This is a genomic window from Actinacidiphila oryziradicis, from assembly GCF_005047355.1.
Taxonomy (GTDB): domain Bacteria; phylum Actinomycetota; class Actinomycetes; order Streptomycetales; family Streptomycetaceae; genus Actinacidiphila; species Actinacidiphila oryziradicis.
Window position 1 is genome coordinate 182122 of the sequence record NZ_SUMC01000008.1, and the last position, 22291, is coordinate 204412.

General features: G+C 68.7%; 21 protein-coding genes and 1 tRNA gene. 11 read left to right on the forward strand and 11 right to left on the reverse strand.

Annotated elements, in window-relative coordinates; all coding sequences use genetic code 11:
- Nucleotides 1-2 precede the first annotated feature (2 nt).
- Both FCI23_RS11770 and FCI23_RS11775 read right to left on the reverse strand, forming a co-directional pair.
- Complete coding sequence (locus FCI23_RS11770; RefSeq protein ID WP_136723448.1) at nucleotides 3-1181, reverse strand: serine/threonine-protein kinase; 1179 nt, start codon at nucleotides 1179-1181, stop codon at nucleotides 3-5.
- Nucleotides 1182-1208: 27 nt separating this feature from the next.
- Nucleotides 1209-1757 (reverse strand): helix-turn-helix domain-containing protein, encoded by a 549-nt coding sequence (locus FCI23_RS11775; RefSeq protein WP_136723449.1) that lies wholly within the window; start codon nucleotides 1755-1757, stop codon nucleotides 1209-1211.
- 100 nt (nucleotides 1758-1857) lie between these two features.
- Here FCI23_RS11775 and FCI23_RS11780 point away from each other — a divergent pair.
- A tRNA-Ala gene (locus FCI23_RS11780) sits at nucleotides 1858-1930 on the forward strand.
- A gap of 464 nt (nucleotides 1931-2394) precedes the next feature.
- Here FCI23_RS11780 and FCI23_RS11785 read toward each other — a convergent pair.
- Nucleotides 2395-2682, reverse strand: a complete 288-nt coding sequence (locus FCI23_RS11785; RefSeq protein WP_136723450.1) for a hypothetical protein — start codon at nucleotides 2680-2682, stop codon at nucleotides 2395-2397.
- Between the two features lie 163 nt (nucleotides 2683-2845).
- Here FCI23_RS11785 and FCI23_RS11790 point away from each other — a divergent pair, with 163 nt between their 5' ends.
- A complete protein-coding gene (locus FCI23_RS11790) occupies nucleotides 2846-5680 on the forward strand; it encodes an ATP-binding protein (protein ID WP_246143646.1) in 2835 nt (944 codons plus the stop codon).
- An 80-nt stretch (nucleotides 5681-5760) separates the two neighbouring features.
- Nucleotides 5761-6042: a hypothetical protein gene (locus FCI23_RS11795; RefSeq protein WP_136723452.1), complete on the forward strand. Its 282-nt coding sequence runs from the start codon at nucleotides 5761-5763 to the stop codon at nucleotides 6040-6042.
- 117 nt (nucleotides 6043-6159) lie between these two features.
- Here FCI23_RS11795 and FCI23_RS11800 read toward each other — a convergent pair whose 3' ends face one another.
- Nucleotides 6160-6888, reverse strand: coding sequence for a DUF5324 family protein (locus FCI23_RS11800; protein WP_136723453.1), 729 nt, complete (start codon nucleotides 6886-6888; stop codon nucleotides 6160-6162).
- Between the two features lie 206 nt (nucleotides 6889-7094).
- Here FCI23_RS11800 and FCI23_RS11805 point away from each other — a divergent pair, with 206 nt between their 5' ends.
- Both FCI23_RS11805 and FCI23_RS11810 read left to right on the forward strand, forming a co-directional pair.
- Entirely contained in the window at nucleotides 7095-7622 is a 528-nt protein-coding gene (locus FCI23_RS11805; protein WP_136723454.1) for a peptidylprolyl isomerase, read from the forward strand.
- A 119-nt stretch (nucleotides 7623-7741) separates the two neighbouring features.
- The gene (locus FCI23_RS11810) at nucleotides 7742-8596 is read left to right on the forward strand and encodes a rhomboid family intramembrane serine protease (RefSeq protein ID WP_136723455.1); all 855 of its coding nucleotides are present in this window, start codon (nucleotides 7742-7744) and stop codon (nucleotides 8594-8596) included.
- Between the two features lie 286 nt (nucleotides 8597-8882).
- Here FCI23_RS11810 and crgA read toward each other — a convergent pair whose 3' ends face one another.
- The gene (gene crgA / locus FCI23_RS11815; protein ID WP_136723456.1) at nucleotides 8883-9137 is read right to left on the reverse strand and encodes a cell division protein CrgA; all 255 of its coding nucleotides are present in this window, start codon (nucleotides 9135-9137) and stop codon (nucleotides 8883-8885) included.
- A 116-nt stretch (nucleotides 9138-9253) separates the two neighbouring features.
- On the opposite strand from crgA, the gene FCI23_RS11820 reads away from it, so the two are divergent.
- The 6 genes from FCI23_RS11820 to FCI23_RS11840 are packed head-to-tail and all read left to right on the forward strand — an operon-like array spanning nucleotide 9254 to nucleotide 13786.
- Nucleotides 9254-10042 carry a DUF881 domain-containing protein gene (locus tag FCI23_RS11820; protein ID WP_136723457.1) on the forward strand — a complete coding sequence of 263 codons (789 nt, stop codon included), beginning with the start codon at nucleotides 9254-9256 and terminating at the stop codon, nucleotides 10040-10042.
- Between the two features lie 32 nt (nucleotides 10043-10074).
- The gene (locus tag FCI23_RS11825) at nucleotides 10075-10761 is read left to right on the forward strand and encodes a class E sortase (RefSeq protein ID WP_136723458.1); all 687 of its coding nucleotides are present in this window, start codon (nucleotides 10075-10077) and stop codon (nucleotides 10759-10761) included.
- A gap of 32 nt (nucleotides 10762-10793) precedes the next feature.
- Nucleotides 10794-10970: a hypothetical protein gene (locus tag FCI23_RS56325; RefSeq protein WP_169316769.1), complete on the forward strand. Its 177-nt coding sequence runs from the start codon at nucleotides 10794-10796 to the stop codon at nucleotides 10968-10970.
- Complete coding sequence (locus tag FCI23_RS11830; protein WP_136723459.1) at nucleotides 10967-11635, forward strand: aminodeoxychorismate/anthranilate synthase component II; 669 nt, start codon at nucleotides 10967-10969, stop codon at nucleotides 11633-11635. Before FCI23_RS56325 ends, FCI23_RS11830 begins: the two co-directional genes overlap by 4 nt.
- Nucleotides 11632-13014: a class E sortase gene (locus FCI23_RS11835; RefSeq protein WP_136723460.1), complete on the forward strand. Its 1383-nt coding sequence runs from the start codon at nucleotides 11632-11634 to the stop codon at nucleotides 13012-13014. The genes FCI23_RS11830 and FCI23_RS11835 overlap by 4 nt, the downstream gene beginning before the upstream one ends.
- A gap of 34 nt (nucleotides 13015-13048) precedes the next feature.
- The gene (locus FCI23_RS11840) at nucleotides 13049-13786 is read left to right on the forward strand and encodes a class E sortase (protein ID WP_136723461.1); all 738 of its coding nucleotides are present in this window, start codon (nucleotides 13049-13051) and stop codon (nucleotides 13784-13786) included.
- Nucleotides 13787-13941: 155 nt separating this feature from the next.
- Here FCI23_RS11840 and pknB read toward each other — a convergent pair whose 3' ends face one another.
- The 6 genes from pknB to FCI23_RS11870 form a co-directional block, all read right to left on the reverse strand.
- Nucleotides 13942-15969, reverse strand: a complete 2028-nt coding sequence (pknB, locus tag FCI23_RS11845; protein ID WP_136723462.1) for a Stk1 family PASTA domain-containing Ser/Thr kinase — start codon at nucleotides 15967-15969, stop codon at nucleotides 13942-13944.
- A gap of 164 nt (nucleotides 15970-16133) precedes the next feature.
- Complete coding sequence (locus FCI23_RS11850) at nucleotides 16134-17594, reverse strand: peptidoglycan D,D-transpeptidase FtsI family protein (protein ID WP_136723463.1); 1461 nt, start codon at nucleotides 17592-17594, stop codon at nucleotides 16134-16136.
- A complete protein-coding gene (locus tag FCI23_RS11855; RefSeq protein WP_136723464.1) occupies nucleotides 17591-18991 on the reverse strand; it encodes an FtsW/RodA/SpoVE family cell cycle protein in 1401 nt (466 codons plus the stop codon). Before FCI23_RS11855 ends, FCI23_RS11850 begins: the two co-directional genes overlap by 4 nt.
- Before the next feature lie 28 nt (nucleotides 18992-19019).
- The gene (locus FCI23_RS11860; protein WP_211265291.1) at nucleotides 19020-20582 is read right to left on the reverse strand and encodes a PP2C family protein-serine/threonine phosphatase; all 1563 of its coding nucleotides are present in this window, start codon (nucleotides 20580-20582) and stop codon (nucleotides 19020-19022) included.
- A 60-nt stretch (nucleotides 20583-20642) separates the two neighbouring features.
- Nucleotides 20643-21167 (reverse strand): FHA domain-containing protein FhaB/FipA, encoded by a 525-nt coding sequence (locus FCI23_RS11865; RefSeq protein ID WP_136723466.1) that lies wholly within the window; start codon nucleotides 21165-21167, stop codon nucleotides 20643-20645.
- 10 nt (nucleotides 21168-21177) lie between these two features.
- The gene (locus FCI23_RS11870; protein WP_136723467.1) at nucleotides 21178-22035 is read right to left on the reverse strand and encodes an FhaA domain-containing protein; all 858 of its coding nucleotides are present in this window, start codon (nucleotides 22033-22035) and stop codon (nucleotides 21178-21180) included.
- Between the last annotated feature and the right edge of the window lie 256 nt (nucleotides 22036-22291).

A 22291-nucleotide genomic window follows, 5' to 3' on the forward strand; every position in this document is an offset into this window, starting at 1 on the left:
GTTCAGGCCGCGGCCAGGGCCCAGATGCCCACCGCGAAGCACAGAGCGGCGGCGATGAGCACCGGGATCACCACCCTGGCGGGTGGTCCTGGTCGCCGTACAGCCACCGGAGCGGTTTGAGGGCGGGTGGCCGGCGATGGTGGGGCGGTGGGCTGCTCCGGGAGCGGCAAGGGCTCCGGCAAGGGCTGGGCGAGCGGCTGTTCGAGCGGCTGGGCGGGGGGCTCAGAGAGGGGGGAGCGGGGTGCGGGAGGGGCGAGGTGGAAGCCGACGGTCCCCTCGACCGTGGGCTCCGGTCCGGCCGCCGCCGGACCTGTTGGCCCGAAGCCTTCCGGCAGTGGTCCGATCTGGTCGAAGACCTCGACCGGCTCGTCGTCGGCCGATCCCGGTTCCGGCAGCAGTTCCACGGCTGCCGCGAGCGCCTTGCGGGCGCCGGTGGCAGTGCGGAACCGGGCTTCCGGATCCGGCTGGAGCAGGGCGCCGATGACCTGCCACAGCGGTTCGGGTACCCCCAGCGGGGCGCGCGGCGTGCCGAATGAGTACTGCTTGTATATGGCCTCCGCGTCCGGTTTCTTGCCGCTGAGCAGATACAGCCCGACCAGACCCGCCGCGTAGAGGTCGGCGGGGAAGTCCGGTTCGGCGCCAAGCATCTGCTCCGGCGCGAAGTAACCGGGCGTGCCGACAATGTAGTTGGCGTCGGTCAGCCGGGGCTCGCCCTTGCGCATGGCGATCCCGAAGTCCGACAACCGCAGGTGCGGCTGCCCGGCGCCGGTCGCCTCGAGCAGGATGTTGGCGGGCTTGATGTCACGGTGCACCACCCCCTCGACGTGCACCGCCGCCAGCCCGGACAGCAGTTGGTCCAGGAGGGCGCAGACATAGCGTGGCGGCAACGGCCCGTAGTCCCCGATGAGGTGCGACAGCGACCCGCCGCGCACCAGATCCATGGTGAACAGCACCTTGTCGTCGTCCGCCGCCCAGCTCGCCGGTGCCAGCACATGCGGATGGTCGATCCGCAGTGCCTGCTCGCGTACGAAGCGCAGCAGCGAGTGCGCGTCGCTCTGCCGCAGCACCTTCGCCGCCACATAGCGGCCGCGCCGCCGGTCCCAGGCCCGCCAGACGGCGCCCGCACCGCCCCCTCCGATCGGGTCCACCAGCTCGTACCGGCCTGCGAAGACCTCACCCATGGTGTGCGTCCGCCCCCTGTCCTGCGGTCAGTCCCGATGTGCCTCGAAGTGAGCGACCGCGTCATCGGTGCGCCCGGCGCCGTACACACGGAGGAACTCTGCCAGTTCCGGATGGTCTGCGGCGAGGGTGTCGGCGGCTTCGGCGATCTCAGCGGCGGAGGCGACCGACCGCAACAGCGACTGGATCTCCCGTACGGTCCGCCGGGTCGGCGGCACCGGCGCGCCCGACGGCACGCTCTGCGTCGTACTCAGCACCGACGACGCCTCCGACTCGCGGATCTCCGCCATGCGTGCCGCCGCCTGTGCCGTCGTCCGCTCCCCCTCGGCGACCTGCGCCGCCAGTTCCCGCAGCGCCTGGAGCCGCTGCACCACCGCAGGATTCCCGATCTTCGCCCGCTGCCCGCTCATCAACTGGGACAGCATCGGCGCCGACAGCCCCAGCACTCCGGCCAGCCGTGCCTGGTTCAGCCCCAGGTCGTCGATCAGCCGCCGGAACAGATCTCCCAGCGGCTCCCCGTACCAGCCGCGCTGGAGTTCCTGCACACGAGCGGCGGCGTCCTGTGGCGCGGTGTCCATCCGGGCTCCCGTTTGCGGCTGTGAATCTTGCAAATCATCCTAGGGACCGCGATACCGGGTCGGGGATCCCCGCTGCACCGGGTACGCTGTTCTGCGACACGGGGCCTTAGCTCAGTTGGTAGAGCGCTGCCTTTGCAAGGCAGATGTCAGGAGTTCGAATCTCCTAGGCTCCACCCTGCTCAGTGGCCCTGCCGTATTCGAACGGCGGGGCCGCTTCCATGACCAGATTCCGCATGGAGTCCACATCCCCCTGTGATCCGAGGGGCATGCCGAGGGATGAGCGCCCGCTCCCGTCCGGGCCTGTGAGATGTGCCCTCGAACGGACCCGCACGCTCTCGATGGGGCGATCGAGACATGCGGGAAGAGCTCCCGCCGCGTAAAACGGCGTGGTCCGTCGCGCAGGTGGCGTGGCACGCGAACAGCTCGGGCAGCTCAAGGGGCGCTCACTGCCCAGTTCCTTCGGCCGCTTCGGGTAGGCCCGCCCGCGTCCGCCATTGGGCGGCCGTACAGTCGTTGGCGGCAGCCCGGGTGCGGACCTCGGCATGGCGCACACCACGGGCGACTGCGGCGACGATCCAGGCGCGGCGCAACCCGGTGGGGACGGGCCGAAGTTCGCGTTTTTCCGGTACTCGTATCCTCAGGCGTAGCTGGTGCCGTACAGGTAGTAGAGGTTGCCGACCTTCAGTACCGAACCGTCGTGCGCGTCCAGCGAGTTGCGGTCGACGTCGAAACGGCTGATCTGATGTCCGACGGCGTCGGCGTTGACGATCGTGGTATCGGCGGTCGCTCGCCCCTGTGCCGCCTGTGCGGGTGGCGGTGCCAGCCCGTAGGAGGCGAGGAGGGCGATGGCGGAGAGTAATGACGTCGTGACTAAGAGTCGCGGCCATCTCGCCGCTGGATTCCCGATGGAGGAGATGCCGTCCACTGGCCGTTGCTCCCTGCTGATGTGAGCGGCTGATCGTGAACGCGGTCGCCATCGGGCACAACCACAAGTAGATGAATCGTTTCATTCAGGGTCACGTGAGGCTTCCCCGCCGTCAAGAAACGCGACGAAAGCCGCGCGCACCGCGTGGCTGGAGGTTTCCCCAGTGGTGCGGCTGGAGGAGCTGCGGGGCGCGGTCACCGAGGACCGGATCGAGGCCGGGCTGAGGCTTGGCGGGCACCGGGAACTCGTCGGCGAGCTACGGGAACTGGTCGCCATGCACCCGCTGCGAGAACGGCTCCTCGCCCAGCTGATGCGCGCGCTGTGCGGCAGCGGGCGGCAGTCCGAGGCGCTGGAGGCTTACGAGGAGGCCAGGGGCAGTCCCGCCCAGGAGCTCGGCGTGGACCCGGGACCTGAGCTCGCCGCCGTGCATCTCGCAGTGCTGCGAGGGGAGGCGGGGTCGGCGGCGATCGTTGTTTCACGTGAAACGGACCCTTCGGCTGTTTCACGTGAAACAGCGCCTTCCCGTGGTTCACGTGAAACAGCGGTCGCGCCGCAGGGACTGCCCGCCCAGCTCTCCAGTTTCGTCGGGCGCGCCGAAGAGCTGGCCCGGATCGGGGGACTACTGGGCGGCGGAGCCCGCCTGGTCACGCTCGTCGGGCCCGGTGGCGCGGGCAAGACCCGGCTGGCGGTCGAGGCGGCGGGACGGTACGAGGGAGAGGTCTGCTTCGTCGACCTCTCCGCCGTCGATGATGGCGGAGAGGTGCCGCAGGCGCTGCTCGGCGCGCTCGGGATACGTGAGGCCCGGCTGATACCCCCTTCCGGGCCGGGCCGGACTCCGGACCCGGTGGCCCGTCTCTGTGCGGCGCTGGCCGACCGACCTCTGCTGCTCGTGCTCGACAACTGTGAGCACGTGATCGTGGAGACTGCGGCGCTCGTGGCGTGTCTGGGACGCAGCTGTACCCAGGTCAAAATTCTCGCGACCAGCCGCGAGGCGCTCCGTATCAGCGGCGAGATGCTCTGCCTCGTCCAACCGCTACCTCTGCCCCCGTCGGGCACCCCAGCCGAGCTGACTGCCGGCTTTCCGGTCTTGCGGCTGTTCGCCGAGCGTGCCGCCGCCGTACGGTCCGACTTCGACCTCGGTGCCGACCTGGAAGCCGTCCTGGAGATCTGCCAGGCCCTCGACGGGCTTCCCCTCGCCATCGAACTGGCCGCCGCCCGGCTGCGCTCCCTGTCCGCCGCCGAGATCGCCGGGCGGCTCGGCGCCGACCAGCGCTTCCGTCTCCTGTCCAGGGGCAGCCGCACCGCCCAGCCCCGCCAGCAGACGCTGCGCGGCGTCGTCGACTGGAACTGGGATCTGCTGCCGGCCCCCGAACAGGCCGTGTTGCGCCGTGCCTCGGTGTTCGCCGGCGGCTGGACCCTCGATGCGGTGGAGGCTGTGTGCGCGGACGGCGCGCGGGCTACCGGGGCCGCCGGGATCCATGCCGACGACGTACTCGAGCTCACCGAGTCGCTCGTTGACAAGTCACTGGTCGTCGCCCGCCCGGCAGATGGCGGCGGCACTCGCTACCGCCTCCTGGAGACCATTCGGGCCTACGCGGCCGAGCGGCTCGGCGAGTCCGGTGAGACGGCACGGCTGCGTCGGGCACATGCCGCGTACTTCCTCGGCCTGGCCGTCACCGCGGAGCCACATCTGCGTCGGGTCGGGCAACTGCAGTGGCTGCGCAGGTTGGCTGCCGACCACGACAACCTCCACACCGCGCTGCGCCGAAGCGCCGCCGACGCGGACAGTGCCACCGGACTACGCCTGACTGCCGCCCTTTCCACCTACTGGATGCTGCGCGGTCTGCGGTACGAAGGCGCCCAGTCCGCCCTCCAGCTACTGGAGCATATCGGCCCGGCCGCGCCCGATGGTCTGGGTGAGGAGTACGTGCTGACCGTTGTGGCCGCGGCGTCGGCCACCCCTGACCGGGAGGAGCTCACTGCCCACCTGGCGGCTGCCAGAGCGGCCTTCGACGAGTTGTTTGCGGCTCCGCGCCGCTACCCCGCCCTCGTCGTGCTCTGGGCACCCTTCGCGGGAGTCCCTGACAGGGAGACGTATGAGCGGTACCGGGCGGGCTTCGAGCTGGTGGACAACGGCCCCTGGTACCTGGCGCTGATGCATGTCGGCGAAGGCTTCCAGAGATGGTGGGTCGACGCTCAGGCGGAAGAGTCGGAACGGGAGTTCACCGAGGCGCTGACCGTGTTCCGGGGCCTCGGCGACCGCTGGGGGATGGCGATGGCGCTCACCCAGCTGGCCTGGCTCGCCGATTTCCGGAGCGACATCCCGCGCGCCATCGACGAGGCGCTGGCACTCGACGCGGCTCTGGACGCCACCGAGAGCATCGCGGAACTGTTGTGCCAGCGCGGCGAGTGCCACACCCGGGCCGGAGACCATGAGGCCGCCCACGCCGACCTCCAACAGGCCACCGAACTGGCCCGCAGAGCCGGCGCCCCCGAATACCTGGCCCGCGCCCATATGGCCCTGGGCGAGTCCGCCCGGCTGCGCGGCGATCTGACCGAGGCGCGGCGGCTGTGCGAGCTGGCGCTGGAGGAGTCCTCGGCGGGGTGGTTCTCCGGCCGCGGTACCCGTTCGTCCGTCCTGCTGGCCCTGGGCCGGATCTGCGCGGCGGAGGGCCGCCCCGGGCAGTCCCGCGCCTACTACCGTCAGGCGTTCCGCCCCGAGCACGACGCCCGCAACCTCCCGTTCGCCGCCGCCACGGCCGAGGCCTTCGCCGGGCTCGCGCTGATCGAGGGCGACCCAGTCGGCGCCGCCGAGCTGCTCGGCACGGTACGAGTGCTGCGCGGCATGGACGTCCTGCCGGGCCCCGACGGGGCACGGGTCACGGTCGCAGCCCGCGCCGCTCTCGGCGACCAGCCGTACAAAGCCGCTTATGCCCGGGGCGCCGCACTCGGCCTGGAGCAGGCGCTCCAGGCCCTGGCCGGGGCCGGCACCGGGTAGACAACCGTCACCGCCCCGTCAGGGGCGTCGGATCCCTCGCGAGCGCCCTCTACCGAGGCGGCCTCGCGCTGCCCGCCGGGTTGTCTGCCGAGGCGGTGCACGCCGCCCGCCAATCAGTCGGCGGAGCCGTTGCCACCGGAGCGGCGCTTCCGGGCGCCACGGGCACGGATGTCATCGCCGCCGCGGGGCGGGCGTTCGTGGCCAGCATCCAGACCACCACCCTGGTCGGTGCCGCCCTACTCACTGTCGGCGCGGTCTTCGCGCTCTTCACCCTGCGCGGCGTGCCGGCCGAGATCCCGGGCCCCGAGGAGCAGGACCCGGCGGCGGAAGGTCCGGCGGTGCCGGCGCCTTTGGAGCGGTGAGCTGCCCGCCGAATCCGCTCATCTGTCCGGCCGATCCCGGGCCGCATGCCGGATGGCGGGAGACCCGAGAGGTCTCCGGCCATCCGGGGTCGCAGCGCGATATCTGTCAGGTCGGTCTTACGGATATGTATCGCCGCGACCCTCGCGGCCGCGCTCGGCTTCGGCTTCGGCCTGCTTGGCCTGGACCTCCGGGTCAAGGGCGTCGAGGGGAGCGCCGTCGACCTGGTCGAGCGGGGCGGTACCGGACTGGGCGCTGCCGTTGAGGGAAGAGCGGTCCGAGAGCTCCGTGGCGGGGGCGGGCTCGACGAGCCAGTCGGGGTTGGTCTGCTTGGTCCACCACCGCCAGCCCGCGAAGCCGGCTCCGCTGAGGGCGCCCAGCACGGTGAGGCGCTTGGCGATCCGCCCGGCGCGGACCCGGCGGGCCCGCTTGCGGGCGAACTTCTCGATGTCGGCGGCGGTCAGTTGGCTGCGGAGCGCGGCGAGGGCCGCGCCGCTGCGGGCGACGATCTCCTCACGTGCGGGCCCGGTGGCGGCGCGGGCGCTTTCCAACGCCTGCTCAACCTTCGGGATCGTGAAGTCGGCTGCCTGCTTAGTGCGTTTCGCGGCGGTGCCGACGGCCTGCTCGACCTTGGGCGGCACGGCGGCCCGTGCTTGCCCGACGGCCTCGCCGACACGGGACGCGAGATGAGCGTCATATTGGGTGCGGGCCGTCGCGCGGGCCTTGTCCGCGTAGACCGCGGCATTTTCCTTGGCCGTGCTGGCGTACGGCGACACCACCTCCGCGGCATGCCGCACGCTGTCCTTCGTCTGCTCGGCTGCGTGGCGCACGCTGTCGATGCGGGTCACGAGAACCTCCTCCTCGGTGGCGTACGGTTTTCGCCTTTCCACCCGGTTTGAAATCATGCCCGTACAGGCGGGGTCCGGCATGTGCGGGCGGGCATCCGGGTCACGGGGAGAGGTACCCCCAGGGTGCGTCTGCCCAGCGAGTACTCGTACGAACTCGACCCGTGCAAGGATTTGTCCCTGTCAGTGAAGACTAGGGAAGGTAGATCGTGGCCGAGCAGCTCTACGCCACCCTGAAGACCAACCACGGGGACATCGCCATCCGGTTGCTGCCGGACCACGCGCCGAAAACCGTGAAGAACTTCGTCGGGCTTGCCGAGGGCACCCTTGAGTGGACCGACCCGACCACGGGACAGCCGACCAGTAAGAACCTCTACGACGGCACGGTGTTCCACCGCGTGATCTCCGGTTTTATGATCCAGGGCGGTGACCCGCTGGGGAACGGCACCGGTGGCCCGGGGTACAAGTTCGCCGACGAGTTCCACCCGGACCTGTCGTTCAACAAGCCCTACCTCCTGGCGATGGCCAATGCGGGCCCGGGCACCAACGGCTCGCAGTTCTTCATCACCGTCTCGCCGACCACCTGGCTGAGCGGCAAGCACACCATCTTCGGTGAGATCGTCGACCCGGCCAGCCAGAAGGTCGTGGACGGGATCATCAACACCCCGACCAACCCGCGCACCGACCGCCCGCTGGAGGCCGTCGTCATCGAGTCGGTCGTAGTAGAGCGCCGGTAGACTCGCAAGCCGTTTTCGGTAACCGATGTCGGCCCATACGGGAACTGAACCGCCCCGCCCGTCCGTCAGACGGGCGGGGCGACGTTTGTACGATGTATGAAGTTGCACGAAGGGGAACCATGGAAGACCAGGCGGTCTGCTGCTACCTGCATCCGGATCGCGAGACCGGGATCCGTTGCACCCGCTGCGAGCGGCCGATCTGCCCGGAGTGCATGGTGAGCGCGTCCGTCGGTTTCCAGTGTCCGGAGTGTGTGCGCGAGGGCAATGCCAGCGCCCGCAGGGTGCGACCGCGTACGGTCGCCGGGGGGAGCGTCGCCCGGGACCCGCACCTGGTCACCAAGATCCTCATCGGGCTGAATCTGGCGGTCTTCCTCGCGGTGAAGGCCTTCGGCAACCAGGTGGTCACCGATCTCGGGCTCTACGGCCTGTGCTCGAAGTACGCCAGTCAGTGCATCGGCGTCGCGGCGGGGCCGGACCAATGGTACCGGCTGGTCAGTGCGGTCTTCCTGCATGAACAGGTAGCGCACATCGCCTTCAACATGCTCGCTCTGTGGTGGGTGGGAGCTCCGCTGGAGGGCCTGCTCGGGCGCACCCGGTATTTCGCCCTGTACATGCTTTCCGGGCTGGGCGGCAGCGCGCTGGTGCTGCTGTTGGCGCCGAGTTCGCTCACGCTGGGTGCTTCCGGCGCGATCTTCGGCCTCTTCGGGGCCACCGCCGTCTTCGTACGGCGGATGCGGTACGACATGCGACCGGTGCTGATCCTGCTCGCCCTGAACCTGTTCTTCACCTTCACCTGGTCGAACATCAGCTGGCAGGGCCACATCGGCGGCCTGGTCGCCGGGTCGCTGATCGCGGTCGGGATGGCGTACGCACCACAGGAACGGCGGGCGCTGGTGCAGTGGGGGACCTGTGCGGCGGTGTTTGTGGTGACGCTCGTGGTGACGTGGATCGGCGTGACCCAGATCACTGGCTGATCCCGCTGACGTGGGGCGGGAGCCCGCAACCCCTGGCGTTGATCTGACGTTATCCACAGCGGAGAGGGTGCCCCTGTGTACATCGGGGAACGTCTGTGGGCGCCTGTCCTGCCCGCCCATTTGCCCTGCAAGATCAACGAATGACCGGTGGCCCGTACACCGGACCACCGGTCACACCGGCGTCAATCCCGCAGGGGTTATCCACAGATCTTCCGACCTTTTCAACATTGTGGATCGAGCTGTGGATAACCCTGGGGACAAGCTGTCGCGCGGGTGGTGGGCGCGGCTACTTCCACTGTGTGGAGACGACGAACCCGCCCGCGATGAAGCCGAAGCCAACCACGATGTTCCAGTTGTTCAGCGCCGCGATGGGCAGGCTGCCCTGCGTCACATAGAAGAGGACGATCCAGGCCAGTCCGAGGAGGAAGAACGCCAGCATCAGCGGCGCGACCCAGCCTCGACCGGTCCTGAGCTTTATGGCGGTCGTCTTCGACGGTGGCGGGGTGAAGTCGGCCTTCTTGCGGATCCGTGACTTCGGCACGAGGAACTCTCCTGTCGATGCGCTGCGTAACCGCGCGGATGATGTGATCGAGCCGGGCGGGCGGGGTACTGCTCACTGCCGCTACCAGGCGTCCGTTAGCGTAGTGCTTCCTCGGGTTGGAAGGAGATAAGGGTACGGTGAGCAAAACCGTTGATGTCTCCCCTGCCCGCGTTTCTGCCCGATCTGTGGTACTTCGTTCACTCAGTGCGGGGATCTTCGCGCTGGCCGGGCTGATCTTCTGGATGAGCTTCGACACCGCCAAGGGTGTCGATATCCGCACCGACGACCCGCTGCTGCGGCTGTCGGACCGGGCCCAGGAGAAGAGTACCGAGAACCAGCAGCTGGAAAGCGAGATGTCCGCCGTACGCAAAGACGTCGACGGCCTCTCCCACTCCGGCAGCGGCACCGGCACGGCCACCCGCAAGAACCTCGACGGCCTCGCCAACGCCGCCGGCACCGAGGCGCTCTCCGGCTCCGCCGTCAGCGTCACCCTCAACGACGCGCCCGCCAACGCCACCCCCCTCGTGCCCGGCGTGCCGGACCCGCAGCCCAACGACCTCGTCATTCACCAGCAGGACCTGCAAGCTGTCGTCAACGCTCTCTGGGACGGCGGGGCGACCGGCATACAGGTCATGGACCAGCGCCTGATCTCCACCAGCGCCGTGCGCTGCGTCGGCAACACGCTGATCCTCCAGGGCCGCGTCTACTCCCCGCCGTACAAAATCACCGCTGTGGGTGACCGGAACGCGCTGCACAAGGCGCTGGACCGCAGCCCGGCGATCCAGAACTACCTGCAGTACGTCAACGCCTACGGACTCGGCTGGAAAGTCGAGGACCACAAGCGGGTGACTCTTCCCGGGTACTCGGGCACAGTGGATCTGCACTACGCCAAGCCCGTGGGCTGAGACCGGGCCCGGGCCGAGTGAGGGGATGGGCCGTGCGCCTGGTGCTGCGGACCCTGAGCGAGTTGTGCGTCACCACGGGGGCGCTCATCGTGCTCTTCGTCGTCTATGTGCTCTTCTGGACCGGAGTACGCGCGGACAGCGCCATGAACGGCGAGATAAACCAACTCCAGGACCGCTGGTCCACCGGGTCCGTCGTTAGTTCGAGCCCCAGCCCCACACCTGCCGGGACCCCGGCCGCCGCCGCATATAGGGACGGCAAAGCTTTTGCCGTCATGTACATCCCCCGGCTCGGCGCCGGCTGGCACAAGCCCGTCCTGCAGGACACCCAGGTCCCCACCCTCAGGAAGGGCCTCGGCCACTACGCCTCCACCGCCCGCCTCGGCGCCCGGGGCAACTTCGCCGTCGCCGGCCACCGCCGCACATATGGCGACCCTTTCAAGGACTTTCCCAAGCTGCGCAAGGGCGACAAGGTCGTCCTCACCGACGGCACCGCCTGGTACACGTACGAGATCGACCGCGGCCCGTACCGCACCCTGCCGACCGATGTAGGCGTCATCGACCCCGTGCCGCGCGAGTCCGGCTTCACCGCTCCTGGCCGCTACCTGACGCTCACCACCTGCGACCCCGAGTGGGGGCACAGTCACCGGCTCATCGCCTGGGGCCATCTGGAAGCCACCCAGGCTGTGGAGAAGGGCATGCCGACGGCCTTGTCCGGCTAATCTTGGTGCCGGAACCGGAAGGAAGGCAGCACATGTACGGCTGGATCTGGCGACATCTGCCGGGCAACGCGTGGGTGAGGGCGACGATCTCGCTCGTGCTGGTGCTGGCCGTCGTCTATGTGCTGTTCCAGTACATCTTTCCCTGGGCGGAGCCGCTGCTGCCGTTCAATGACGTCACCGTCAACAACGGGATGGCCAGCGTCCGATGACCGCACGGATCCTCGTCGTGGACAACTACGACAGCTTTGTCTTCAACCTCGTCCAGTACCTCTACCAGCTCGGCGCCGAGTGCGAGGTGCTCCGCAATGACGAGGTCGACCTCCGGCACGCCCAGGACCGCTTCGACGGTGTCCTCCTCTCCCCCGGCCCCGGCACGCCCGAGGAGGCCGGGATCTGTGTCGATATGGTCCGGCACTGCGCGGACACCGGGGTGCCGGTCTTCGGCGTCTGCCTCGGTCTGCAGTCCATGGCCGTCGCCTACGGCGGCGTGGTGGACCGGGCGCCCGAGCTGCTGCACGGCAAGACCTCCCTTGTGACGCACGAGGGCGCCGGGGTCTTCGCCGGACTGCCGACGCCCTTCACCGCCACCCGGTACCACTCCCTCGCCGTTGAACGCGACACGGTGCCGCCGGAGTTGGAGATCACCGCCTGGACCGACACCGGCGTCATCATGGGCCTGCGGCACCGCGAGGCCCTTGTCGAGGGAGTCCAGTTCCACCCCGAGTCGGTGCTTACGGAATGGGGCCACCTCATGCTTGCCAACTGGCTCGCCCAATGCGGCGACACAGGCGCGGTCGGACGCTCTGAGGGCCTCGCGCCCGTCGTCGGCGCCGGTCTGGGTGCGGGTACCGCTCTCGGCAAGGCCGGGGCGTGACTGCGCTCCGCCCCGAGCGCGACGCGGCCGACTTCGCCGCGGCAATAGAACAATTGGCCGACCCGCTCAGCGATCCCCTTCCCCAGGGGGCAGCGGGCGGCCCCGCCCCGGCTGCCGAGTTCCGGCCCCGTGAGGCGCCGGTTCCGCCGCCGCCCGCGTACGAGCAGCAGCAGTACGCCCAGGCCGCCCACGGCACCGGTTACGGGGCTCCTGGCCTCTACCAGCCACAGGCCCCCGGCACCTGGCAGCCCGCGCCCGCACCGGCACCGGCACCGCCACCGGCGCCGGAATCCTGGGGCCGGGCCGAACCGCTGCCCGACGGCGGGCGCGTCGTACGACGAAGCGGCGGCCAGGCCGAGACCGCGGTCCTCCCGGCCGTCGACCCCGGCTCAGAGCCGCAGCCCGCACCCGGTGGCCGTGCGGCCCGGCGCAGAGCTGCGGCTGCCACGCCCGAGCCGACCGGGGCCGCCGCAGCCGCACCTACCGCTGCCGCAACCACGGCCGCCGAACCGGACGCCCTACCCGGCGGCCGTGCCGCGCGCCGTAAAGCCGCTCAGGAAGCCACCAGGCGGGGCGGGAGGCGCACAGCCCGGCCCGAGCCCCCGGATGCCGCAGAGGCCCCGGAAACGGCCGCTACGGGCCGCACCGCCGCCACCGGTCGCACCCGGCTGGAAGCCCGGCGAGCCGCCCGGGCGGCTCGGGAGAGCCCCGCCGTCATCGTCAGCCGGATCGTGGGCGAGCTGTTCATCACCTTCGGCGTGCTGATGCTGCTCTTCGTCACCTATCAGCTCTGGTACACCAACATCCTGGCCCACCAGCAGGCCGGCGGCGCCGCCAAGTCCCTGGAGAAGCAGTGGGACGGCAACACTGGCGCCAGCCGGGACCCCGGCACCTTCTCGCCGGGCCAGGGCTTCGCCATCATGTACATCCCCAAGCTCGACGTGAAGGCCCCCATCGCCGAAGGCACCAGCAAGACCAAGGTGCTCGACAAGGGCATGATCGGCCACTACTCCGGCACCCAGGAGACCGCCATGCCCTGGGACAAGCAGGGCAACTTCGCTCTCGCCGCCCACCGCAACACCCATGGCGAACCGTTCCGTTACATCAACAAGCTCGTCAAGGGTGACAAGGTCGTCGTGGAGACCGCGAGCGAGTACTACACCTACGAGATCACCAGCACGCTGCCTTCCACCCCGCCCTCCAACACCTCCGTCCTCCGGCCGATCCCCGTGGGCTCCGGTTTCACCAAGGCGGGCCGCTACATCACCCTCACCACCTGTACTCCGGAGTTCACCAGCACCAACCGGCTGATCGTCTGGGGCAAGATGGTCGACGAACGTCCCCGCAGCAAGGGCAAGCCCGACGCCCTGCTTGGATGACGCACCAGAGTCCACAGAGGAAGCGGAGCATCCGGTGACCACCACCGAGCACGGCGAGGACGTCCAAGCCACCCCGCCGCGGCGCAAGCCGGTCACCGTACGCGACAGCATCGCCGCCGCAGTCAGCCTGATCGGCGAGCTCCTGATCACCGCAGGCCTGATCCTCGGCCTCTTTGTCGTCTACTCGCTGTGGTGGACAAACGTGATAGCCGACCGTCAGGCGCAAAAAGAGGGCGACAAGGTCCGCCGCAGTTGGGCCGCCCCGGTGAGTCCCGGGAAACTCGACACCAAGGACGGCATCGGCTTTCTCCACGTGCCCGCCATGGGCAAGAACTTCGAGGTGCTCGTGAAGAAGGGCACCTCGACCGACGTCCTCAACCAGGGTGTCGCCGGCTATTACACCTCCCCGGTCAAGGCGGCCATGCCGTGGGACACGAAGGGCAACTTCACGCTCGCCGCCCACCGGGACGGGCACGGCGCGAAGTTCCACAACATCGACAAGATCAAGGACGGCGATCCCGTCGTCTTCGAGGACCGCGACACCTGGTACGTCTACAAGGTCTACAAAATCCTTTCGCAGACGTCCAAGTACGACGTCAAGGTCATCAACCAGATCCCCAAGGCCTCGGGTAAGCAGACCGCCGGCCGGTACATCACCCTGACGACCTGCACGCCGGTGTACACCTCCCTCTACCGGTACATCGTTTGGGCCGAGCTGGTACGCACGCAGAAGGTGAACACGGACCGGACGCTCCCGGCGGAGCTGCGCTGACGGCGAGTGCGTGGACAGCGTGTGGGACGACGCGCTGAACCAGCCGGCCGCGCGCTGAACCAGTAGCCGATCCGCTGAACCAGCCGGACGAGGGCGCATCGCAAAGGGCGTGGACGCTGTTGGGCATCCACGCCCTTTGAGGAAGCGGGAGCGGCTCAGCCGTTGTTGCCGCCGAAGATGCCGCCGACGCCGCCGTTGTTGCCGCCGCCGTTGTTGCCGCCGCCGTTGGTGTCCACCGTGGTGAGGTTGATCGTGGTGCCGCCGGGGTCGGTCTCCTGGGTGTTGGCGGCCGGGTCCTGGCTGGTGACTATGGCGTTGTCATCGCTGGGGCTGTTGTTGGGGAACTGGATGTTGTTGAAGCCGCTGGCCTGGAGGAGCTGCTTGGCCGCCTTCACCGACTGGCCGACGACATTGGGCACGGCGGTCTGCTGCTGGCCGCTGGAGACGGTGAGGGTGATCTTGGTGTCCGGGGTGTAGCTCGCGGCGTTGCCGGGGGGGGTCTGATTCGTGACCTGGTTCTGGGGCTGTGCCGAAGACTCTTGCTGGGTGATGACGTTGGTGAAGCCGGCGTCGGAGAGGGTCTTCTTGGCATCGGAGATGTTCTGGCCGATGACGTTGGGAAGCGGGATCTTCGACGGGGGGACGGCGATGGTGAGGGTGACGGTCGAGGCCTTGTCGGCCTTCTGGCCGCCGGGCGGATTCTGGGCCAGCACGCTGCCGGTGTCCGCCGTCGTGGATTCCTTGTTCTTCGTCACCACGTTGAAGCCCTTGCCCTCAAGGGTCTGTGTGGCCTGGTCCTGGGTGTCGCTGGTGACGTCGGGGACCGTGACCTGGACCGGGCCCGAGGAGAGGTGCAGGGTGACGGTCTTGGTCTTCGCGATGGTGCCGTTGTTGACGTACGTCGGGTCCTGGGAGCAGACCAGGCCCTTCTTCTGGTCGGCGCAGGTTTCGTCACTGCCGAAGGTGATTTTGACGCCGCCGTTGGTGGACGCGCTCTGCGCCTCGGACTTGGTCATGCCGACGAAATTGACCATGGGGGCCGTGGCGTCGCCCGAGTTGCTGCCGAAGAAGGACTTGCCGATGAAGATGGCGCCGACCAGGACCAGGATGCCGGCCACGACGAGCAGGATGGTCGAGGTGTGGTTCTTCTTCGAGGGCTGCTGCCGACGGCGGTCGGGGCGCTCCCCGTAGCCGTAGCCGCCGTCGTCGTCCCGCATGGGCGGGAGCATGGAGGTGGCGGGGTCCTGCTGGGGCAGGGCGGTGGTGGCACCGCCGTCGCCGTATCCGCCGCCGTAGCCGGTGGCGTAGCCGACGGAGCCCATGGCGGCGGTGGCGGCGACCGGCTGGCCGTCGAGGTAGGCCTCGATGTCGGCGCGCATCTCGTCGGCGGACTGGTAGCGGTAGTCGGGGTCCTTCGCGAGGGCACGCAGGACGATGGCGTCCAGCTCGGGGGTGATCTCGGGGTCCCAGACCGACGGCGGCTGCGGTTCTTCGCGTACGTGCTGGTACGCGACCGCGACCGGGGAGTCGCCGATGAAGGGCGGCCGGACGGTGAGCAGCTCGTAGAGGAGGCAGCCGGTCGAGTAGAGGTCGGAGCGGGCGTCGACCTGCTCGCCCTTGGCCTGCTCGGGGGAGAGGTACTGGGCGGTGCCGATGACGGCGGCGGTCTGGGTCATCGTCATGCCGGAGTCGCCCATGGCGCGGGCGATGCCGAAGTCCATGACCTTGACCTGGCCGGTGCGCGTCAGCATGACGTTGGCCGGCTTGATGTCGCGGTGGACGATGCCGCTGCGGTGGGAGTACTCCAGGGCCTGCAGGATGCCGCCGGTCATCTCCAGCGTGCGCTCGGCCAGCAGCTTGCGGCCGGAGTGCAGAAGCTCGCGCAGGGTGGATCCGTCGACGTACTCCATGACGATGTACGGGATGGAGACGCCGTCGACGTAGTCCTCGCCGGTGTCGTAGACCGCGACGATCGACGGATGGTTCAGGGAGGCGGCAGATTGGGCTTCGCGGCGGAACCGGGCCTGGAAGGACGGATCGCGGGCAAGATCTACCCGGAGCGTCTTCACGGCGACGGTGCGGCCGAGCCGGGTGTCATGCGCGAGGTAGACCTCGGCCATTCCACCGCGGCCGAGCACCGAGCCCAGCTCGTACCGGCCGCCGAGGCGACGCGGCTCTTCCATGGCGCTTACCCTTCCCTTAACCATTCGTATGGCTGCTCGGGCATACCGTACCCGTCGTGTGTTGTCGATCCTTGCCCTGACCGGCAGCCGATATCCGACCGGTATCGCTACATGCTCACAGACGTGCGACAACGGGTGCGGGCGTGACCGGCGTCACTCCTGCCTCACTTGTTCAGTACGGCCTCCATGACCTTCTTGGCGATCGGGGCGGCGAAGCCGCCACCGGTGATGTCGCCGCGGTTGGCGCTGGCGTCCTCGACGACGACGGCGACGGCGACCGGGGAGCCGCTGCTGGTCTTGGCGTAGGAGATGAACCAGGCGTACGGGCTCGCGTCGTTGTTGATGCCGTGCTGGGCGGTGCCGGTCTTGCCGCCTACGGTGACGCCGTTGATCTGGGCGTTCTTGCCGGTACCGGTCTGTACGACGGTCTCCATCATCTGCTGGAGCTTCTGCGCGTTCGCGGCGGAGAGTGGCTGGCTGAGCTGCTCGGGGTTGGTCTGCGCTATGACGCTGTTGTTCGAGGCGCGCAGTTCCGAGACCATGTAGGGCTTCATCAGCTTGCCGTCATTGGCGACCGCCGAGGCGATCATGGCCATCTGCAGCGGGGTGGCGGCTGTTTCGAACTGGCCGATGGAGGAGAGGGCGGTCTGCGGCTTGTCCATGGTCGTGGAGAAGTTGCTGGCCGCCGTGCGGACGGGGATGTACTGCTCCTTGTTGAAGCCGAACTTCTCCGCCTCCGCGACCATCTTGTCCCGGCCGAGGTCCGAGCCGATCTTGCCGAAGACTGTGTTGCAGGACACTCGCAGAGCTTCCCGGAGGGTGGCGTTCTGGCAGTTGATGCCGCCCTCGTTCTTCAGCTCAGTGGTGGTGTTCGGCAGGATGAAGGGCACCGGCGAGTTGGTCTTGGCGTCGATGTCCGTGTACAGACCGTTCTCCAGGGCCGCCGCCGCGGTGACGATCTTGAAGGTCGAGCCGGGCGGGTAGGTCTGGCGCAGCGCCCGGTTGAGCATCGGGTCGTTGGCGTTGTTCGCCTTCTGCAGGGAGACCCAGTTCTTGGAGTCCGTGGTCGAGTTGCCGGCGAAGCTGGAGGGGTCGTACGAAGGGGTGCTGGCCAGCGCGAGGATGGCGCCGGTCTTGGGGTCGATCGCGGCCACCGCGCCCTTCTTGTTGCCCAGCCCGTCGAAGGCGGCCTGCTGGGCCTTGGCGTTGAGGGTGGTGACGACGTCGCCGCCCTGCTTGCCCTTGCCGGTGACGATGTCGATGGTGCGGTTGAAGAAGAGCCGGTCGTCGTCACCGGTAAGGATCTTGTTATCGACGCCTTCGAGCATGTTGGAGCCGAAGGCCTGCGAGGCGTACCCGGTCACGGGGGCCCACATCGGGCCGTTGGTGAAGGTGGCCTTGTATTTGAAGTCGCTGCCGGTGGTCGTGGTGTGACCGGTGATGGCCTTGCCGTCGACGATGATGTCGCCGCGCGGGGTGGCGTACTGGTTGATGGTGACCCGCCGGTTGTGCACGTCGTTGGCCAGTGCGCCAGCATCGACGAACTGGACGTAGTTCACCCTTATCAGCAGGGCGAGGACGAGCAGGCCGCAGAAGACGGCCACCCGCCTGAGGGGCTTGTTCACTGGACGCGCACCACCTGGGTCGGTTCGGCATCGGGAGACGGGGCAGGTGCCGGGGCCGGGCGGCGGGCGGTGTCGCTGATCCGCAGCAGGATCGCGACCAGGGCCCAGTTGGCGACGACGGAGGAGCCGCCCTGCGCGAGGAACGGCAGGGTCATACCGGTCAGCGGAATGAGGCCGGTGACGCCGCCGGCGACGACGAAGACCTGGAGGGCGAAGGCGCCGGACAGGCCGATCGCGAGCAGCTTGCCGAAGGGGTCGCGGGCGGCGAGGGCGGTGCGGATGCCGCGCTCGATGAGCAGCCCGTAGAGCAGGATGATGGCCATGACGCCGGTGAGGCCGAGTTCCTCGCCGACGGTGGCGAGGATGTAGTCGCTCTTGGGGGCGATGCCGCCGATGAGGCGGGAGTAGCCCTGGCCGAGTCCGGAGCCGAAGATGCCGCCGGAGCCGAAGGCGTACATGGCCTGTGCGGTCTCGGTGACGCCCCCGTTCTGGAGGGCGAGCGGGTGCAGCCAGTTCTGGACGCGGGTCTGGACGTGCGACTCGAAGGTGGCCACGAAGACCGCGCCGCCGGATGACAGCAGCAGACCGAAGACGATCCAGCTGGTCCGTTCGGTGGCGACGTACAGCATGATCACGAAGAGGCCGAAGAAGAGCAGCGAGCTACCCAGGTCGGTCTCGAAGACCAGGATGAAGAGGCTGAGCACCCAGATCACCAGAATCGGACCGAGGTCGCGGCCGCGAGGGAGGTACAGGCCCATGAAACGGCGGCTGGCGAGCGCGAGTGCGTCTCGTTTCACCATCAGATAGCCGGCGAAGAAGATCGCGAGGATGATCTTCACGAACTCTCCGGGCTGGATCTGGCCGACACCGGGGATTTTGATCCAGATCCGCGCGCCGAAGACGGGCGGGAAGAACACCGGAAGGATCAGCAGGACCAGCCCCACCACCATCGAGATGTAGGTGTAGCGCTGAAGGACCCGGTGGTCCTTGAGGAAGACCAGGACGGCGACGAAGAGCGCCACACCGAGGGTGGACCACATCAGCTGCTTGGGGGCCATGGCGCCGCCGAGATTGGGGGTGGTGATGGCCGGCTCAAGGTCGAGCCGCCAGATCAGCACCAGCCCCATGCCGTTGAGCAAGGTAGCCACCGGCAGCATCAGCGGGTCGGCGTACGGGGCGAATTTACGCACCAGCAGGTGCGCGACGCCGGCGAGTGCGCCGAGCCCGGCGCCGTACGCGAGCATGCCGGCCGGGAGCTTGCCCTCCTTGGCCAGGCCGACGTTCGCGTAGGCGAACACCGGGATGATCACTGCGAAGACAAGCAGCGCCAGCTCGGTGTTGCGCCGGTTGGGCGCGCCGACTGACGTAATGGTGGTGGTGTTGCTGATGACGCTCATGGTCGCAAAACCGCCCCTCCTGAGGGTGTTACTGGCCGCTGGGGCATTGCTGGGCCAGCTTCTGGTCATCCTCGGAGAGGGTGGGGCTGGACGATGGACTGGAAGACGTGGACGGCTTCGGTGTGGTAGAAGGCGCCACGCTGGACGTTGCCTTAGGGGTGGCGCTCGGCTTGACGGAGGCAGAAGCTTTGCCGGTCTTCTCGGTCTTGGGCTTCGAGGCGGCCTTGGCCTGGGCGTTGGCAATGGCCTGCTGCGTCTGGCAGACCTTGGCCTGTTTGGCGTAGTCGTCCGCGGATTTGCGGGCGTCGGTGAGGCTGCCGGCGGTGACGGTGTCCTCGACCGAGTTGCGCTGGTATTCGGGTAGGTACTTGAGTTCGATGTCGGTGCGGTCCTCGAAGACCTTGGACAGATTGATCCAGGCCAGCTTCTGGTCGATGCCCTGGTAGATCGCGGCGTGGTCGCCGTTGGCACCGACGTAGTACTGGGTCTGGGTCCAGCGGTGGGCGCCGTAGAGGGCGCCGCCGATGACGCCGATGACGACGAGCAGGACAGCGGAGCGCTTGAGCCACTTGCCTCTGCGGCGGGGCTTGGTAAAGCCCTCGGCATCCAGGTCCGAGTAGTCGCCGAAGCTGCCGATGGGCGCGCCGGCCATGGTCAGGTCGCCGCTGCCGGGCGGCCCGAAGGAGCCCTCCGGGGGCTGGGGGCGCCGGCCGAGTTCGGAGGCGCGGCCGGCGGGCGTCTGGAGGTGCCGCTGGTCGTGGAGCGGCAGCTGGCCGTCGGCGACGGCGCCGACGACGACAGGGGCGTCGTGAAGGCGGCCGGCGACGGTGCCGTTGTCGTCGATGTCGAGGACGTCGGCGACGATGCAGGTGATGTTGTCGGGGCCGCCGCCCCGCAGGGCGAGCTGGATGAGCTGCTGGATGGTCTCACCGGGGTCGTGATAGCCGGCGAGGGTCTCCTCGAGCGTCTGGTGGCTGACGACGCCGGAGAGGCCGTCGGAGCAGATCAGATAGCGGTCGCCGGCCCGGACCTCGCGGATGGACAGATCGGGCTCGACCTGGCCGCGGCCGTCGAGGGCGCGCATGAGGAGGGAGCGCTGCGGGTGCGTCCCGGCTTCCTCCTCGGTGATGCGGCCCTCGTCGACGAGGCGCTGTACCCAGGTGTGGTCCTGGGTGATCTGGGTGAGGATGCCGTCGCGGAGCAGGTAGGCGCGGGAGTCGCCGACATGGACGAGGCCCAGGCGCTGGCCGGTCCACAGCAGGGCGGTGAGGGTGGTGCCCATGCCTTCGAGCTGCGGGTCCTCCTCGACCATGATGCGCAACTGGTCGTTGGCGTGCTGCACCGCGGTGGCGAGCGAGGTGAGGATGTCGGAGCCGGGGACGTCGTCGTCGAGCGTCACCAAGGTGGAGATCACCTCGGAGGAGGCGACCTCGCCGGCCGCCTGCCCGCCCATGCCGTCGGCAATCGCGAGCAGACGGGGGCCGGCGTAGCCGGAGTCCTCGTTACCCTCCCGGATCATGCCCTTGTGCGAGCCGGCGGCGAAGCGCAGCGACAGAGTCATGCGCACCTCGCCCGTTGGCTCCGGGTACATCCGCACGCTGCCCACCCTCTCGCTCGCTGGCTCCGCTCGCTTGGCTCGCCCATTGTGCGACTACTTCCGCAGCTCGATGACGGTCTTGCCGATGCGGATCGGGGCACCCAGCGGAATCGGTACCGGCGCGGTGAGCCGGTTCCGGTCCAAATAGGTGCCATTGGTGGATCCCAGGTCCTCGACGATCCACTGGCCGTCGCGGTCCGGGTAGATCCTGGCATGCCGGCTGGACGCGTAGTCGTCATCGAGCACGATTGTCGAGTCGTGTGCACGGCCCAGGGTGATGGTCTGCCCCTGGAGCGCGACTGTGGTACCCGCCAGTGAGCCCTCGGCGACCACAAGTTTTGTGGGGGCTCCTCGGCGCTGGCGGTTGTTGCTCTGCGGCGGCTGTTGCTGCCGTTGGGGTGCTTGTTGCTGCCGCTGTTGCGGCGGACGGGCCTGGTCGTTGTTACCACGCCGTGCGGCGCGTTGGGTCACTTTGGTGCCGAACAGGTCACTTCGGATGACCTGGACGGCCACGATGACGAACAGCCACAGTACGGCGAGGAAACCCAACCGCATGACCGTCAGGGTCAGCTCTGACATTGCCCCCGCTTCACCCTTCGGCTTGCCGGTAAATGATGGTGGTCTGGCCCACGACAATCCGCGAGCCGTCGCGGAGCGTAGCGCGGGTGGTGTGCTGTCCGTCGACCACGATGCCGTTGGTCGACCCCAGATCCTGGACCACGGAGGGCGATCCGACCCGGATCTCGCAGTGCCGGCGGGAGACGCCCGGGTCGTCGACCCGCACATCCGCCTCGGTGCTGCGGCCGAGGACAAGTGTGGGGCGTGAGATCTGATGGCGGGTGCCGTTGATCTCGATCCAGTGGCGTAGGCGTCCGGAGCCCGCGGGGGCTCCGCTGTCGCTGCCGGTGCCGGCACCGGGCAGCCGGGTCACGGGGGACGGGCCGCCGGCCGGCGGCCGGGCGCCGGGCGGCGGCCCTGCGGGCATGGGCGGCGCCCCGGCCGGGCGCCGGGGCGCCGAGGAAGGCGTGAGGTACGACGCCGCTCCTGGGCCGCTCTGGGGCCCCTGGGACTCGCTGGAGGCGAGAGTGCGGCTGCGGACCCGGTACAGGCCGGTGTCGAGGTCCTCGGCCTTCTCCAAGTGGACCTTGACGTCGCCCATGAAGGCGTAGCGCTGCTGCTTGGCGTAGTCCCTGACCATGCCGGACAGTTCGTCGCCGAGCTGGATGGCGTACGGGCTGAGGCGCTCGAAGTCGGAGGCGCTCAGCTCGACGATGAAGTCGTTGGGCACCACGGTGCGGTCGCGGTTCCAGATGGTGGCGTTGTTGTCGCACTCCCGCTGGAGTGCACCCGCGATCTCCACCGGCTGGACTTCCGACTTGAACACCTTGGCGAAGGTGCCGTTCACGAAGCCCTCGAGTCGCTGCTCGAACTTCTTGAGTACTCCCACGGTGCACCTCCCTCCTCGAGGTCCTGCGGTGGATCGCCGCGGTCCGCGCTGCGATCCTTCCGATACTGCTTGCCGATAGTGCTTACTGATCGTATCCACGCGTCAGGAAAACGGCTGGTTCCCCGGACGGGCCGGGCAGGCCAGTGTCAACCCTCACACCGCTGTCTGTCGTTCTCCTCGTAGGGATGGTAGAGGCGGCTCCTCTCAGTGTCCCGCAACAGTGGAGGGTTCCCGCGCGAGGGGCGGCTGCGGGGGC